Source organism: Pseudomonas cremoris, from assembly GCF_014230465.1.
Genome location: NZ_JAAXCY010000020.1, coordinates 22,266 through 38,287, shown reverse-complemented (window position 1 = coordinate 38,287; position 16,022 = coordinate 22,266). Strand labels below are relative to the sequence as shown.

14 protein-coding genes are annotated in these 16,022 nt (G+C 62.2%); 2 read left to right on the top strand and 12 right to left on the bottom strand.

The window, feature by feature from the left end; translation table 11 throughout:
• Window positions 1-8: 8 nt before the first annotated feature.
• From HF257_RS32190 to HF257_RS32160, 7 genes are all read right to left on the bottom strand, one after another.
• Window positions 9-785 carry a polysaccharide biosynthesis/export family protein gene (locus HF257_RS32190; RefSeq protein ID WP_185710836.1) on the bottom strand — a complete coding sequence of 259 codons (777 nt, stop codon included), beginning with the start codon at window positions 783-785 and terminating at the stop codon, window positions 9-11.
• A gap of 29 nt (window positions 786-814) precedes the next feature.
• The gene (locus tag HF257_RS32185) at window positions 815-1,726 is read right to left on the bottom strand and encodes a glycosyltransferase family 2 protein (RefSeq protein WP_185710837.1); all 912 of its coding nucleotides are present in this window, start codon (window positions 1,724-1,726) and stop codon (window positions 815-817) included.
• Between the two features lies 1 nt (window position 1,727).
• Complete coding sequence (locus HF257_RS32180) at window positions 1,728-3,188, bottom strand: mannose-1-phosphate guanylyltransferase/mannose-6-phosphate isomerase (RefSeq protein WP_185710838.1); 1,461 nt, start codon at window positions 3,186-3,188, stop codon at window positions 1,728-1,730.
• Complete coding sequence (locus HF257_RS32175) at window positions 3,188-4,627, bottom strand: undecaprenyl-phosphate glucose phosphotransferase (protein WP_185710839.1); 1,440 nt, start codon at window positions 4,625-4,627, stop codon at window positions 3,188-3,190. Before HF257_RS32175 ends, HF257_RS32180 begins: the two co-directional genes overlap by 1 nt.
• A gap of 419 nt (window positions 4,628-5,046) precedes the next feature.
• Window positions 5,047-7,533: a TonB-dependent siderophore receptor gene (locus tag HF257_RS32170; RefSeq protein ID WP_185710840.1), complete on the bottom strand. Its 2,487-nt coding sequence runs from the start codon at window positions 7,531-7,533 to the stop codon at window positions 5,047-5,049.
• A 105-nt stretch (window positions 7,534-7,638) separates the two neighbouring features.
• The gene (locus HF257_RS32165) at window positions 7,639-8,589 is read right to left on the bottom strand and encodes a FecR domain-containing protein (protein WP_185710841.1); all 951 of its coding nucleotides are present in this window, start codon (window positions 8,587-8,589) and stop codon (window positions 7,639-7,641) included.
• A complete protein-coding gene (locus HF257_RS32160; RefSeq protein WP_185710842.1) occupies window positions 8,576-9,091 on the bottom strand; it encodes a sigma-70 family RNA polymerase sigma factor in 516 nt (171 codons plus the stop codon). The genes HF257_RS32165 and HF257_RS32160 overlap by 14 nt, the downstream gene beginning before the upstream one ends.
• A gap of 159 nt (window positions 9,092-9,250) precedes the next feature.
• On the opposite strand from HF257_RS32160, the gene HF257_RS32155 reads away from it, so the two are divergent.
• Window positions 9,251-9,880, top strand: coding sequence for a LysE family translocator (locus HF257_RS32155; protein WP_185710871.1), 630 nt, complete (start codon window positions 9,251-9,253; stop codon window positions 9,878-9,880).
• Between the two features lie 161 nt (window positions 9,881-10,041).
• On the opposite strand, the gene inhA is transcribed toward HF257_RS32155, so the two are convergent.
• Window positions 10,042-10,722 (bottom strand): isonitrile hydratase, encoded by a 681-nt coding sequence (gene inhA / locus HF257_RS32150; RefSeq protein WP_185710843.1) that lies wholly within the window; start codon window positions 10,720-10,722, stop codon window positions 10,042-10,044.
• Window positions 10,723-10,812: 90 nt separating this feature from the next.
• Here inhA and HF257_RS32145 point away from each other — a divergent pair, with 90 nt between their 5' ends.
• Window positions 10,813-11,805, top strand: a complete 993-nt coding sequence (locus HF257_RS32145) for a GlxA family transcriptional regulator (RefSeq protein WP_185710844.1) — start codon at window positions 10,813-10,815, stop codon at window positions 11,803-11,805.
• On the opposite strand, the gene HF257_RS32140 is transcribed toward HF257_RS32145, so the two are convergent.
• The 4 genes from HF257_RS32140 to HF257_RS32125 all read right to left on the bottom strand — a co-directional run bounded on the left by HF257_RS32140 (window position 11,751) and on the right by HF257_RS32125 (window position 15,881).
• Complete coding sequence (locus HF257_RS32140; RefSeq protein ID WP_185710845.1) at window positions 11,751-12,665, bottom strand: alpha/beta fold hydrolase; 915 nt, start codon at window positions 12,663-12,665, stop codon at window positions 11,751-11,753. The two genes, HF257_RS32145 and HF257_RS32140, sit on opposite strands and share 55 nt — an antisense overlap.
• 83 nt (window positions 12,666-12,748) lie before the next feature.
• Window positions 12,749-13,222, bottom strand: a complete 474-nt coding sequence (locus HF257_RS32135; RefSeq protein ID WP_185710846.1) for a cysteine hydrolase family protein — start codon at window positions 13,220-13,222, stop codon at window positions 12,749-12,751.
• Between the two features lie 39 nt (window positions 13,223-13,261).
• A complete protein-coding gene (locus HF257_RS32130) occupies window positions 13,262-15,088 on the bottom strand; it encodes a glycoside hydrolase family 15 protein (RefSeq protein WP_185710847.1) in 1,827 nt (608 codons plus the stop codon).
• The gene (locus tag HF257_RS32125) at window positions 15,081-15,881 is read right to left on the bottom strand and encodes a glucose 1-dehydrogenase (RefSeq protein ID WP_185710848.1); all 801 of its coding nucleotides are present in this window, start codon (window positions 15,879-15,881) and stop codon (window positions 15,081-15,083) included. The genes HF257_RS32130 and HF257_RS32125 overlap by 8 nt, the downstream gene beginning before the upstream one ends.
• Window positions 15,882-16,022 lie beyond the last annotated feature (141 nt).

The following is a 16,022-nucleotide window of genomic DNA, read 5'->3' as shown; positions in this document are numbered from 1 at the left end:
TCGCTCCTTTAGTTATTGCCGCCGCTGGTTCGGGTGTAGTTGTAGCCAACCCCAATGGACTTGGTGAACGGGATCAGTTGGTTCAAGTAGGTGTCCACGCCCTGGATGCGTTCGCCGACGTTGGACTTGGGCACGAACACCACGTCACCGCGTTGCAGGCGTACGGGTTTGCGCCCGTTGGGGCCGGTTTTGAGCAGTTGGCTGAAATCCAGGAAGTAGGCGCGGTAAGCGCCCTGGGCATCCTCGCGCAGCAGCGCAACCATGCTGGCATCGCCCGCCGGGTTCACCCCACCGGCGCCGAGGATGGCTTGTTCCAGGGTGTTGGCCGTGGCGATCTGCACCGCCGTCGGGTTGTTCACCGCGCCGCCGACGATTACCGAATTGCCCGGCGCCTGGTTGATGTTCACGGTCACGCTCGGTTCGCGGTAGGTGTTGGCGAGCCGGGTAGTCAGCTCCTTGGCCAGCTCTGAAGGCTGGCGCCCGGCGACCTGGATCGGCCCTAGGAACGGGTAGTTGATCTTGCCGTCGTTCTGCACCGTGTACAGCGTCAGCTCGTAGATGGTGCTGACGTTGAACGCCGACAGCGTCGGCATCTCGCCGGCATCGCGCACGATACGCAACTGGTCGCCGATTCGGATGCGCTCCACCACCGGCGGCAGTTGGGCCAACTGGTCGAGGGCGCGCTTGCCGTCTTCGATGGTCTGGCTGTCCGGCGGCACGATGCGCGCCGGTGTATTGCAGGCGGCCAAGGCCAGCATGGCCAGGACGAGCACGGTTCGTTTCATCAAGGGGGACTTCCTGTAGGTCATGCGACTCACCTCCAATAACCGGGAAACATGCTGATGCGTCGCTTGATCGCGAGAGGCAGGCGCCGCTCCAGATGGCCCAACCGGTAGCCGAGCAATTTGAACGCGCTGCGCACCAGTACCTCGGGGACGCGGTGCAAGGCACCGGCCTTGCGCAAGGCGGCGAGTTCGGCCAGCACATAGCGCTTGCCTTCGCCGCCTGCGTCGCCAAAGGCTTGCTTGATCCACGGTTCGCGACCGTAGAACACGCCAATGTCGAAGTAGCGGTGAAACTCATCCATGAGTTTGTAATCGTGAGAGTGGTGCACCAGCGCCGTGGCGGCGTAGCGCACCTTGTAGCCTTCGAGCAGCATGCGCGCGGCCACGAATGCGTCTTCGCTGCCGATCACGTCCTTGGGAAAACCGCCCACCGCCTCCAGCGCACTGCGCCGGTACACGGAAAACGAGTCCGAGCTGAAACAGGTCTTGATCCCCAATTCCGGCGCGTCAGCCAGGCTTTTGCTGCGGCTGTGCTCCGGGTAGTTGAAGTGCCGAGACTGCGCGCCCAGCACACCCGCGTCGGGGTGGGGCAACTGGCGGCCGTAAGCCACGCCGTTGAGTGGATCCTGCTGCAGTTCATCCAGCAGATTGGCGAAGGTTTCGGGCGTTGCAGGGATGGCGTCCTGGGTCATCACGATCAACGCATCGCCGCCCACCTGTTCACTGGCCCAGCGCCGGGTGCCGCCGTGGTTGAAGTCACGCGCATCGATCACCTCGACCCGTGCCCCAAACTCGCGAAAGCGCGCCACGGTGTCATCGCTGGAGGCACTGTCCACCACCAGCATCTCGTCAGGTTGCAGGGTTTGCATTTTCAGCGCTGGCAGCAGGCGGGCCAGGTGGCTGGAGGCGTTACGGGTCGGGATGATCAGTGAGGTACGCATGTCATTTTTTCACGTCGGCGGGCGCACGGCCGTAGATGTCATCGAAGCGCACAATGTCGTCTTCGCCCAGGTATTCGCCGCTCTGCACTTCGATCATCACCAGGTCGATGATGCCGGGGTTGGTCAGCCGGTGTTTGTGCCCGGCGGGAATGTAGGTGGACTCGTTGGCGTTGATCAGGAATTCGCGCTCGCCATTGGTGATCTGCGCCGCACCGCTGACCACCACCCAGTGTTCGCTGCGGTGGTGGTGCATCTGCAACGACAACGATGCCTGGGGCTTGACCACGATGCGCTTGATCTTGAAGCGGCTGCTTTCCTCCAGCACCGTGTAGGTGCCCCATGGCCGGGTGACGGTGCGGTGCAGGCTGTACGCCGGATGGTTCTGGCGCTTGAGCTCGGCAACGATGTAGCGCACATCCTGGCTGCGGTTGGCGTCGGCGATCAGCAGCGCATCCGGAGTGTCGACAATGATCAGGTCACGCACGCCGACGGCGCCGAGGACGCGCTTGGGGGAGTCGATGTAGCAGTCGTGTACGTCATGCAAGATCGCTTCGCCGTTGACCTGGTTGCCATGGGCGTCGCTGGGGGTGAGCTGGCGCAGGGCTTCCCATGAACCGATATCGCTCCAGCCGATGTCGCAGGGCACCACGGCGACTTTTTTGGACTGCTCCATCAGTGCCACGTCGATGGAAATATCCGGTGCACTGCCGAAGGCGTCCGCGTCCAGTTCACGCTGGCGCGAAGTTTTGTTTTGCAGGCTTTGGCTGTGTTGCAGCGCGGCGGTGGCTGCGGTGAGTACATCCGGCGCGTGGGCGGCGAGTTCGTCCACCAGGGTGCTGGCCTTGAAGCAAAACATGCCGGCGTTCCACAGGTGCTTGCCGCCGTCGAGGTAGCCCTGGGCGGTGGCGAGGTCGGGTTTTTCGACAAAACGTTTGACGCGATAACCGGTGTCCAGGGCCTCGCCTTGTTCGATGTAGCCAAAGCCGGTTTCCGGGTGATCGGGCTGGATGCCAAACGTCACCAGGTAGCCGGCTTCGGCCAGGTCGCGGGCCTGGGTGACAGCCTCGGCGAATGCCACTTCGTTAAGGATCAAATGGTCGGCCGGCATCACCAGCAACTGCGCCTGATCACCAAAATGCTCCTGCACATGCAGCGCCGCCACGGCAATCGCCGCTGCCGTGTTGCGGCCAAAGGGCTCCAGCAGCAGGTCCAGGGGCAGGTGGGCCTTGTTCACCCCCCGGTAGTCATCCAGGGTGCGAAACAACAGGTCGCGGTTGGTCACTGTGAGCACGCTTTCCACACCGGGCAGTTTGGCGGCGCGCTGGAAGGTCTTTTGCAGCAGGCTCTGGCCGTCACGCATGCGCATGAACGGCTTGGGCATGTTCTGCCGGGACACCGGCCACAGCCGCGTGCCCGAGCCACCGGAAATGATGCAGGGTATCAATCCGTTGAGGGTATTCATCAATAGACCTCCTTGGTGGACAGGACGGCCGGAACCGTCATGAAGACGATGTACAAGTCAAACCACACCGACCACTTGGAGATGTACTCCAGGTCGTACTCGACACGTTTCTGGATCTTGTAGAGGGTGTCGGTCTCGCCCCGGTACCCGTTGATTTGCGCCCAGCCGGTGATGCCTGGTTTTACCCGGTGCCGCGAGCTGTATTCGCTCACCGCCACCTCGAAAGGAATGCCTGCGGCCTTGGTTGCCGTAGCGTGGGGACGTGGCCCGACCATCGACATATTGCCCAGCAGCACGTTGAACAGCTGCGGCAGTTCGTCGATGCTGGTCTTGCGGATGATGCGGCCTACACGCGTGATGCGCGGGTCCTGGCGGGTGGTCTGGCGTTCGGCGGTGAAGTCGCTCTGGTCGGTGAACATCGAGCGGAACTTGAACACGCGGATTTCGTTGTCGTTGTAGCCATAGCGGTTCTGGCGAAACAGCACCGGACCCTTGGAGTCGAGCTTGATCGCAATGGCCGTTGCCAGCATCACCGGCGACAACGCCACCAACGCCAGACTGGCCAGCAACAAATCCTCCAGGCGCTTGATCACTGGCGACCATCCGCGCAGTGGCAGTTGCGAGGTGTTGAACATCAGGATGCCGCCCACATCGGTGATCTTGCTGTGGCCGTAGCGCAGGGCCGCCATGTCGGGCACCAGCATCACATTCACCGACATCTGCCGCAGGCGATTGACCAACCCGTGAATACGCTGCTCGGCGGCCCAGGGCAGGCAGATCATCACTTGGTTGACCTGTTCGGCGCGGATCAGTTTTTCCAGGTCACGGGAGTTGCCGAGCAAGGGCAGGTTGCTCAGCTCCTTGGGGATGCGTTCGGTGCGGTCGTCGATAAAACCGATCAGGCCGGAGCGAATGTCACCATTGCGCTGCAGGTGATCGGCAACATGCACGGCAGTGTCGGTAAAGCCCAGGATGACTGTGCGTTGCAGGTATTTGCCCTTGCGCATCAGGTTGCGATAGAGGCGCAGCATCACCAGGCGCTCCACGCAAAACAGCGCCAGGCTGAAGACGTACCACACCGCCAGGTTACGTGGGGTCAGTTGGGGGAACATCTGCAGGATCTGGTACATAAACAGCAGGATGCAAAACGCCGCCGACCAGGCCTTGACCTTGGTTTTCAGGCGCAGGCGGTTGCTGAACAGCTCTTCGGAGTAAATGCCCAGCGCCTGGAACAGAATGATGGTCAGGACCGCGAAAAACAGCAGCAGCCCAAGGAAGTGAGGGCGCAGCGCGGGCTCCATCGGGTCGATGAAAAACACCAGGACCAACGGGGGCAGAATGGCACTCAGGCCATGAATGAATTTGACGAAGACAACAAAAAACTCAACAAAACCGGCACGCGTTAAAAACAAGCTATCGACGGACGACTTCTCTCGCATAAAACATCCCTCATTGCACTCCAGACTCACTGCTCGGTTGTTTCCTCTATAAGGCGGTAGGCTGCTTTATAGGGGGAAAGTCGAACTACGGCTGCTCTGGGTAATACGCAATTACCTATCTAACCCAAGGGAATTTGCGGGGGTAGTGACTAAAGGAGTGTCCCCTTAATGTGCTTTGTCAATGAATTGACGATGGTGCGGAGGCGGCATGCTAGACAGGTTAATCAGTCTTTTTTGCGGCATTTTATTGACATTCCTTGTCCGGACACTCGGTTATGGGGTGTGTTTTGGAGTGTAGGAACAAATGTGAGATTTTTCCTGCATAAAGAAAAAACCTTTTTCCACAAGAGGCAGGAAAGGGGGGCGACAAGAAGGTGGCAAGGCGCACTTAGTGCCCTGCCACCGGGGCTTTCGTAGAATCAGAAGTTGCCTTTCAAACTAACCGTGAAATTGCGCGGCTCACCGTAGAAGTTGCCCCAGGATGCTGTACCGACGGTGTTGTAATAGCTTTTATCGAACAAATTGTTGCCATTGAGCGCCACGGTCCAGGTGTCATCCAGGCGATAGGCCAGGCGAGCGCTCCACACCGCGTAGCCGGGCTGTTCCAGCTTGATGGTCTGCATGCGGTAGTTACTGCTTTGGGCATTGACGCCGGTGCCTACGCTCCATTTCGACAGAGCGCCGTCGAGCTGGTAGTCACCCCATAGCCGCAGCATGTGCCGAGGCACGTAGGTGTTGGAGGAGCCGCCTTCGATCTTGCTGTCGATGGTCTTCAGGGCTTTTGTCTGGGTATAGGTGTAGCCGCCGAACACCTGCAGGCGTTCGAGCAGTTCGCCGCTGACTTCGGCCTCCACGCCTTGGGCCCGCACCTTGCCGGTGTCGGTATAGCAAAAGCCATCGGCGGAGGTGGAGCAGAGGCGGGTGAAGTCGGTTTCGGCACCGTTTTTCTCGAGGGCGCGGAACAGTGCCAGGGAGCTGTTCAGGCGCCCGTCGAACCAATCGCCCTTGATGCCCAACTCGTAGTTGTCACCGACTTTCGGCTTGAGCGGCGCACCGTCGGCGGTGGCGTAGGCGCTTTGCGGCTGGAAGATATCCGCGTAGCTGGCGTACACCGACAGGTGCTCGTTGAGGTCGTAGATCAGTGCGGCGAACGGTGTGACCTCACCGGTTTCCTTCGAGCGTGCGTCCTGCAACGACCATTCGCCCCAACCCAGGCTGTAGGACTGGCGACGGTTTTCGTACCAGCTCACGCGGCTGCCCACAATGAACATCAGCGGTTCGGCCAGGCGCAGGCGCAGTGTGGCGTAGGTGCCGTATTGAGTGGCGGTTTCCTTGATCGTGCTGCCGCGGTACATGTTCGGCCAGAAGGTGTTGTCGGCCGGCTCAGGCATATGGTGGTTGGGGGTGTAGATGCCCTGGCGCGTGGGCAGGTTCTGGATCGCATACACGTCGTCCTGGGTGCCACGGCTGCCGTTGGCGCCGAGGATCAATTCGTGCTGCAGGCCGAAGGCTTCGAACTTGCCGTCCAGGTAGGCGTCGAGGCCATAGTCGCGGTGGTCGTAGTCCATCAACGCGGCATAGGAGAGGGCCGTTGGCGCCGGGTCGCCGTAGTTGATGGTGCCTTCGCTGGCGGCGTACTTGGTGTCTTGCAGGTTGCGGCTGTGCACGGCGGCGACCTTGAGTTTCCAGTCCTCGTTGAGCTGCTGGGTGAGGTCGACAAAAAACGTGGTGCGTCGGCTTTGCCAGTCGTTCCACGCCTGGCCCAGGCACGTCGAGCGGCTGAGGTGGGCGCTTTTGCCGTCGGCGTAGCGCGGCAGGCCGCCCCAGCATGGGGTGGCGTCGACATCTTCGTAGCTGGCGCCAACGCCCAGGGTGGTGTCCGGGCTCAGGTCGAAGTCCAGGGCGCCATAGAACGCCTGGTCCTTGCGCTTGGCAATGTCCATGTACGAGCCGCGATCCTGCTGGCTGATCGCGGCACGACCGCGCACGGTGCCGCTGTCGTTCAAGGGGCCGCCGGTATCGACATCGGCGCGGTAGTTGTCCCAGGTGCCGGCCGACAACGATAGGCTGGTGGTGGGCTTGGCCTGGGGCCGCTTGCGCACGAAATTCACCGCGCCGCTGGCGGTGCCGGCGCCCTTGAGCATGCCGGCCGCACCCTTGAGCACTTCCACCCGGTCATAAATTGCCATGTTGGCGCTGAAACTGTCGGCTTGGGCGTAGTCCTTGCCCATGTCCAGGGGTACGCCATCGTACTGGTACTGCCCGAGCATCTTGAAACCACGGGAATAGAAATACTTGCCGCCCATGGGCGACTCGTAGCTGGTGATGCCGGGCGTACGTTCCATCACGTCATCGATGGTGGTGAGGTTCTGGTCGTCCATCAATTGACGGGTCATCACGCTGACCGACTGCGGGGTTTCCCGCAGGCTGTGTTCGCCTTTGCCGATGGTTACCGCGCCGGTGGTGTAGGACCCGGTGCCCTCGGTGGTGGCCCCCAAGCGGTCGCCGGTGATCGTGGTGGCGCCCAGGTTCAGTGCGCCGGTGTCGGCTACTTGTGGCAGCAACAGCCAGGTGCTGTCGCCCTGGCGCTGGGCTTGCAGGCCCTGGCCGCGCAACAACTCGCCGAGGGCCTGCTGGCGGTCGAAGTTGCCGCTCAGGCCTGGGCTGGTCTTGCCGGCCACGCTGCTGGCGTCGTACGACAGGCTGACGCCGGCCTGGCGGGCGAACTGGTCCAGCGCGTTGGCCAAGGAGCCGGGGGCGATGGTCCAACTGCGGGCCTGGGTGTCACTGGCGGCTGTGTCGGCCATTACGGCCAATGGCACTGCGCCGCCGCTCAGGCAGGCGCCGAGCAGGGCGGCCTGCACCGCGCGCTTGAGGGGGGAACGTTGGGAGGGAAACGCTTGCATGACCGCGGGGTGCTCCTGAAAGAAGTGAACAGAACCGGCCTGTTGATCGGCCTTTCCTTACAGGTCGAGCGGCAATGAGAATTCACCTCATTTATTTTCGATACATTAAACGCGCGGGCTGACGGTGACCCAATAGCGGCTGCGGTAAGTGACGTCGACGTTGAGTGATTGCGCTACGAGGCCGAGGACCTGGTCGGTATCGTCCAACTGATACGTGCCTGAGACTCGCAGGCCGGCCACCGCTTCGCTACAGCGCAGCAGGCCGTTGCGGTAGCGGCCCAGTTCGGCCAGGAAATCGTCCAGGCGCATGTTGTGGGCACTGATCACGCCGTCGCTCCAGGCCCAGGGGTCAAGGCCGTTGGCGAGGGCCGGGCGAATGCTGCCGCGCGCGAACAGTACCGACTCTCCGGGCCTGATCACTTGGCGGGCGTTGGCGTCGTGACGGTCGGCAAACAACGCCGCGGTGCCTTGCTGCACCGCCAGCAACGTGCCTTGGGCTTCTTCGCGTACCAGAAGGCGTGTGCCGAGGGTGCGCAGGTAGCCGTCGCGGGTTTGCACCCAGAAGGGACGGCTGTCGGCGCCGGTATTCACCAGCATCTCGCCTTGAAGCAGGTGCACCAGGCGCCGCTCGCTGCTGAATGCGGTGTCGATGGCGCTGGCGCTGTTGAGCTGGATCTTGCTGCCGTCGTTTAATGCCACCCAGCGTCGTTCGCCGGTAACGGTGCGGTAGTCGGCCATCAGGGCGGGCAGGGGCGTGTAGTCGCGGCCCAGCCAGGCCAGCCCTGCGGCACCCGCAAACACCCCCAGCAGCTTCAAACTCTCCCGACGACTGGTGCGTTGCCGCGCGCCGTTGAGGGTGTGGCGCCCGACCTGCGCCGGCAAGTGATTGAAATCGTCATTCATCGTCGCCACCCGCTGCCACACCTGCTGGTGTTCGGCGCTGGCCTGCAACCAGCGTTCAAACGCGGCGGTGCTAGCGTCGTCGGCCACATTGAAGCGCAGCTTGATCATCCACTGGATGGCCTGGTCCACCAGGCGCTGGTCAACGTTCGGCATAACGCAACCGATAGCAGGCGTGCAGGGCTTTGGACAGGTCGCGCTCCACGGTGGCCTTGGACACACCCAGGCGCAGGGCGATTTGCGCGCAGGTCAGGCCATCCAGTTGCGCCAGCAAGAAGGCTTCGCGAACGCGAGGCTTGAGCTGGTCGAGCAGACGGTCGATGCGCTCCAGGCTGTCGAGGATCAGCAGTCGGGTTTCTTCCGACGGCACTTCAACCTGTGGGAAGTGGGCCAGGCTTTCGAGGTAGGCGCGCTCAAGCTCTCGGCGCCGGTATTGGTCGATCATCAAACTGCGGGCGATGCTGCTCAGGTAGGCGCGGGGTTGCAGCAATGCCTGCTGCTTGCGCGCATTGAGCAGGCGCACAAAGGTTTCCTGGGCCAGGTCGGCGGCATGCTCGCGACAACCGGTGCGCCGGCTCAACCAGCCCCGCAGCCAGGAGTGATGGGCATGGTAAAGCTGGCCGATAGCGGCATGGTCCAGTGGGTGGTCGCTCGACATGGGCATCCTGGCGCAACAGTCTTAATTGATAATGTTTCGCATTCTAGTCGCTGATCCTGGCAATGAGCAATTACCGTCGAGCAATGTATCCAGCACAATTTTTTGTACCCCCGGCAGGCGCTGTTTAATCTGCGGGCTTTAACCATGGAAGGCTTGAGCATGATCGACCTGGCGACCCTGGCGGTTTTTTCCGGCGCTGTTTTACTGTTGCTGCTATCGCCGGGGCCAAACATGGCCTTTGTGATCAGCCATGGCGTGACCCACGGCTGGCGCGGTGGCATGGCCTCAGCCTTGGGCATCAGCGTGGCCGACCTGCTGCTGACGGCATTGACCGCCACGGGGGTGACGGCGCTGGTTGCCAGTTGGCCGCCGTCTTTTGACCTGATCCGGTATGCGGGGGTGGTCTATTTGCTGTGGCTGGTGTTCAAGACCCTGCAGAAAAAGCCGGGGATGGACACTGCCCACGTCAACCGCGTGCCCTTGGGCCGGGTGTTTCTGCAAGCCATGCTCAACAGTCTGCTCAACCCCAAGGCGTTGCTGTTTTTTGTGGTGTTTTTGCCGCAGTTCGTGCGGCCGGAGGCGGGGTCGATTGCTGTGCAACTGATGGTGCTCGGTGGTGTGTTAACCGTGATCGCCACTGTGTTTCACGGGGTGCTGGGGGGCTTTGGTGGTGCGTTGAGCCGGTTTTTTGCCCGTCGCTCGAAAAGCGCCTGGCTGCAGAAGTGGGGGTTGGCGACGGTGTTGATGGTGTTGGCGGTGCGGCTGGCGGTGATGTCACGTCCCACCTGAATGACCGGCGATGGCGATCTTGGAACCGGCCGATTTTTGTGTCGGTCTCAGTTCAAAAGGTGGGAGCGGGCTTGCTCGCGAACGCGCGGTGTCAGTCACTGAAGATGTTGACTGATCCACCGCATTCGCGAGCAAGCCCGCTCCCACAAGGTTTTGTATTGTCAGCCCAGGCGCGCGGCTGCCCGTGCGACGATTTCGCCGCGGGTTTTGCGCGACTCCACCGTGCGCTTGCGAGCCTCTTCCAAAACAGCCAACGGCGCGGTTTGCGGGCTGCCCGAATCAAACGGCGGCGCCGGCGCGTATTCAATCTGCAACTGCACCAGTTGCGCCGTCGCTTCGCTGTACAACTCCGCTGCCAGGGTCAGGGCAAAGTCGATACCGGCAGTGATACCTCCGCCAGTCAGCAGGTTGCCGTCACGCACCACGCGTTCTTGCACCGGGATCGCGCCGAGCGGGGCGAGCATGTCGTGATACGCCCAGTGGGTCGTGGCTTTGCGTCCGCGCAGCAAGCCCGCTGCACCCAGCACCAGCGAGCCGGTGCACACCGAGGTCACGTAGCGCGCGGTGTGCGCCTGGGCCTTGAGGAAGTCGAGGGTCAGTGGGTCTTCCATCAACGCGCCAACCCCGGAACCGCCGGGTACGCAGATCACATCCAGCGACGGGCAGTCGGCGTAGGTCATGGTCGGAGTAAACACCAGGCCGGTGCTTGAGGTGATCGGCGCGAGGTCTTTCCACACCAGGTGCAACTTCACGTCCGGCAGCGAACCGAGCACGTCGTAGGGGCCGGTCAGGTCCAGTTGCTGGATGCCGGGGAACAACACAAAGCCGATCTGCAAGGTCATGGATAGCGCTCCGATAAAGGGGTGGACGGGTTCACTGTAGAGGCCTAGGCTTTGGCGAATACGCCATTGAGCCCACAGATCACGCCAATCATGCCGCGAATCATCCACGTACTCGCTTTCAACAACGCCCAGGTGCTCGACGTGACCGGGCCGCTGCAAGTGTTCGCCTCCACTAATGACTTGGCCCGTCAGCGCGGTGAGCCGCTGCCCTATGCCGTCTCGGTGATCGCCGCGCAAAGCGAACCGGTGATGACCTCTGCCGGCCTGGCGCTGGTGGCCGAGCCGCTGCCCGCCGCCGACACACCTTGCGACACCCTGGTGATCGCCGGCGGCTGGGGGGTATACGGCGCCGCCGAAGACCCGGAGCTGGTGGATTGGGTGCGTGAGAAAGCCCAGCACACCCGGCGCATGACGTCAGTCTGCACCGGCGCCTTCCTGCTCGCCGCCAGCGGCCTGCTCGACGGCCGTCGCGTGGCCACCCACTGGACGCGCTGCGAGGAACTGGCGCGCAAATTTCCCTCGCTGACGGTGGAGGCCAACCCGATCTTTATCCAGCAAGGCAGTGTATGGACCTCGGCCGGCGTCACCGCCGGTATCGACCTGTGCCTGGCCCTGGTGGAAGAGGACCTGGGCAGTGCGGTGGCCCTGGAAGTGGCGCGGCACTTGGTGGTGTTCCTCAAGCGCCCCGGCGGCCAGTCGCAATTCAGCGTGACCCTGTCCCTGCAAAAGAGCGACAGCCGCTTCGCCGAACTCCACGCCTGGATCGCCGAGCACCTGACGTTGGATTTGAACATCCCAACCCTGGCCGCCCAGAGCGGCATGAGCGAGCGCAGTTTTGTGCGCCATTACCGCGCCGAGACAGGCCAAACCCCGGCGCGTGCCGTCGAACTGATCCGCGTCGAAACGGCACGCCGGCAGCTCGCCGACAGCAATGCATCGATTAAACGCATCGCCGTGCAATGCGGGTTTGGTTGTGAAGAGACGTTGCGCCGCAGCTTTTTAAGGGCCCTGTCGGTAACGCCCCAGGCCTACCGCGAGCGCTTCTCGCCGAGCAACTCCAGCAGCGCATCCAGCGTGGCCTGAGGCGCTTCCTGCGGGATATTGTGGCCGACGCCGGGCAACACCCGGCGCCGATAGAAGCCGCTGAAGTGCTCCACGTCGTCATCCTCCTCGGGCGGCGGGCCCACGCCATCATCGGCGCCGCACAGGGAAATACTCGGCACCGAAATCGCCGGTTGCAGCGCCAGTGCCTGCTCGATGGCTTCAAGTGCCGGGTCGCCCGGCGCGTACATAAAGCGGTGGCGATAAGAGTGAATCACTACCTCGACAAAATCCGGGTTATCGAACGACGGCGCGGTCTGCCCATACAGGCCCGGCCCCTCGGCCCAGGACGGTGACCACAGCGACCACAACAGTTCACACAGCTCTCGGCGATTGGCGGTCAAACCGTCTACGCCGCGCTGGGTATGAAAGTAGAACTGGTACCACAACCGATGCTCAGTCACCGGCGCCCGGGGCTTGAGCGACTTGGCGATGTCCTGGATGTTGTAGCCATCCCCCGTCACCAAACCACGCACCCGCTCTGGCCATAACGCCGCGACGATACACGCAGCGCGTCCGCCCCAGTCATACCCGGCGAGGGTGGCCTGGGGAATCGACAGCGCATCCATAAAGTCCAGCAAGTCCTTGGCCAACGCCGCCTGCTGCCCGGAGCGCATCACGTGCTCGTTGATAAACCGCGTCGGGCCATAACCGCGCAGGTACGGCACCAATATCCGATAGCCCTGTTCGGCCAGCACCGGCGCAATCGCGTCGTAGCCACGTGGGTCATAGGGGAAACCATGCAACAGGATTACCGGCGCGCCATCCGTGGGGCCGTGGGCTTCATAGGCCACATCGAGCATGGAGGTACGCACGTAGAGCAGCGGGGCGGTCGTGGTCATGATGGGGCTCGTCGGCTGGCCAGAGGTGTTGGAACTCTAGCCGATTGCCGTGACGGGATGGGGGGCGATGTGTGGCGCAGGGGTTACTTGTCTAGATCAAGGTCAGCACGGCTCAGCACATGCTTGAAGTGATGCCGCCACACATCCACCCCCAACTGCCCCGATCGATCCAACGAAGACCCCACCGTCAAATCGCTGATCAAGGTCGGCTGCAACCCCGCATCAAACAAAGCGAACCCAGCCGCCAAGACGCAGGTATCGGTCTGGATACCGCACACCAACACTCGCTCCGGCGCCAGGCTTTTGAGGTATGCGACGGTCTCGGGCGTTGGCGCATAACCGTGCTTGATAAAGATGCGATCCGCCGCGATCAGGCTGTGGTCGTTCGGCGCTGGTTGCCAGCCCAGTTGACGGGCGAACGGGGTGACGCTTTCGTCGTGGCGCTCCACAGTGGCCACCGAGGGCAGGTGGCCGAGCAGGGCATTGATGCCCTCCACCAGCCAGTCGGGAGGGTTAAAGGACGGTTGCACATCGATGATCAGCAGTACCTGGCGCATGGGGTTCCTGTCGGCGGTCGAGGGGCAGGCCATTGTGCCCTAGGGTTGCCAGGTCGTCTTCTCTCCACTCAGCTTACGGTCCAGGAACGTTGCCGCGCTGATCAGCGCCAAATGGCTCAGGGCCTGTGGCGTGTTGCCCAAGTGGCGTGCCTGGCTGTCGAACTCTTCGGCGTACAGCCCCAAGGGGTTTGCGTAGCGCAGCAATTGTTCGAATTCCAGGTGGGCCTTTTCCACTTGGCCGGCGCGGGCCAGGCATTCCACGTACCAGAACGAGCACGCGGCGAAGGCGCCTTCAGTGCCTTGCAAACCGTCGATCTGGCTGTCGTCGTTGCGGTAGCGATAGACCATGCCGTCGCGCACCAGGCTCTTCTGGATGGCTTCCAGTGTGGACAGCCAGCGTGGATCGGTGGCCGCGACAAAACGCACCAGCGGCATCAGCAGCATCGAGCCGTCAAGGGCGGTGCTGCCGGTGTGCTGCACAAAGTGCCCGCGTTCTTCGTTCCAGAAGTTGTTCCAGATATCGGCGTAGATCGCTTGGCGGGTCTGGTCCCAGCGGGCGAACGGCGCCGGCAGCGAGCGCTTGGACGCCAGGCGGATCGCACGGTCCAGCGCCACCCAGCACATCAGCCGCGAATGCAGGAAGTGATGCTGCTCGCCGCGCATCTCCCAGATGCCCACGTCCTTGGTGTTCCAGATCTCGCAGACCTGGTCGGCCACCTCCACCGTGTGTTTCCACCCCTCGTGGGAGATCGCTTCGCCGTACTTGTTGACCAGGTACACCGCGTCCATCAGTTCGCCGTAGATATCCAGCTGGATCTGGTCGAATGCCTCATTGCCGATGCGTACCGGCTTGGCACCACCGTGGCCGCTGAAGTGGTCAAGCTCGGCTTCCGGCAGCTCCTGGCGACCGTCGATGCCATACAGGATGTTGATTTTGGTCGGCTGCCCGCAGCAGTCGCTGACCCGGCCCTTGAGCCAGCGCATGTAGCTATTGGCTTCTTCTACAAAGCCCAGGCGCATGAAGGCGTAGACGGTAAATGAGGCATCGCGGATCCAGGTGTAGCGGTAATCCCAGTTGCGCTCGCCACCCGGTGTCTCGGGCAGGCCGAAGGTGGCAGCGGCAATGATTGCGCCGTGTTTGCGCGAGGTCAGAAGCTTTAAGGCCAGCGCCGAGCGGTTGACCATTTCACGCCAGCGTCCGCGGTAATTCGATTGTGCGATCCAGCCGCGCCAGAACTTCAAGGTATGGGCCAGCGCCAAGTCGGTGCAGCCGCTGTCGACGCGCTCGTCTTCCTGGCCACCGAGGACGAACTCGGCGCCTTCTTCCTGGCGCAGTTCGAAACTGGCGACGGCGGCACCGTCCTTGATGTGCAGCGGATGGCTGCTGGACAGGCGCAGGCCGGGTTGGCCTTGCGCAGTAAAACAAACAGTGCCGTTGTCGAGGGCGGCCTGGGTTGGCGTGCGTGCATAGTCATGGCGCACCGCACAGCGCAGGTGGATGTTGGCTTTGCCGCTGACCACACGCACGCGGCGAATCAACAGAGGCAGGTCATCGATCTCCTCGCTGATGGTCAGCAGGTCGGTGATCTCGACCACGGCTTCATCGCTGAGCCAGCGGGTCTGCAACACGTTGGTGTCGGGCAGGTAGATCTGTTCGCGGCGGGCGTTGGGCAGGTCAGGGGTGAGTTGGAAAATCCCGGCGTCGGGGGTGTCCAGCAGCGAGCAGAAGATCGAGGGGCTGTCGAATTCCGGCCAGCAGAAAAAATCGATGCTGCCTTTATCGTTTACCAATGCCGCACTGCGCATATCGCCGATGATGCCGTGGGCATCAATGGCACTCTGTTGTTCGTTCTTCAAATCAACCATTGCCACGAAACTCCGGATAAAGGCTCATGCCGCCGTCAATAAACAGGGTGCTGCCCACTACATAGTCAGAGGCATCGCTGGCCAGCCACACCACGGCGTTGGCGACGTCCTCCACATCACCCACCCGACCATAAGGAATCAGCTTCAACAACTCCTTTTCGGCCGCACCTTCGGTGGCTGCGCGGTTGATTGCCGTTCGGATCGCCCCCGGCGCAATGCCGTTGATGCGGATGCGTTGTTCACTGACTTCCTGGGCGAGGGTGCGCATCAGCATTTCCACGCCACCCTTGGAGGCCGCGTAATTCACGTGGCCGGCCCAAGGGATGAGTTGGTGCACCGAACTCATGTGGATGATTTTGCCGGCCGCCCGCGAGACACCGTCCCGCACGCCCTGGCGATTAAAGATACGCACCGCGGCGCGGGCGCAGAGGAACTGGCCGGTGAGGTTGACACCGATCACCGTGTTCCAGTCTTCGAGCGTCATGTCGACCAGGTTGGCGTCTTTTTGCAGCCCGGAGTTGGCCACCAGGATGTCCAGGTGGCCGAACGCATCGAGGGTCTGGGCGAACAGGCGTTCCACATCGGCTTCTTTAGAGACATCTGCGCCAATCGCAATGGCGCGGCCGCCGTCGGCATTGATCTGCGCCGCGAGGGCTTCGGCGGGCGCGGCCTGGGCGTTGTAATTCAACACCACCGCAGCCCCCGCGTGTGCCAGCGCCTTAGCCGAACCGGCACCGATACCGGAGCTGGCACCCGTCACCAACGCCACTTGTTGTTCCAACGAAATTCGCATTGCCCACCCGACCTTAAATTCGTGAGTTCAAGCAGCTGACTGATGCCGGACAAGGGAAGTTCACCGTTGTGAAATTAGCGACTACAACCATGGTGAAAAATGGAATAACAGAAGAATAAAAAATAACCATAAGATACTAAA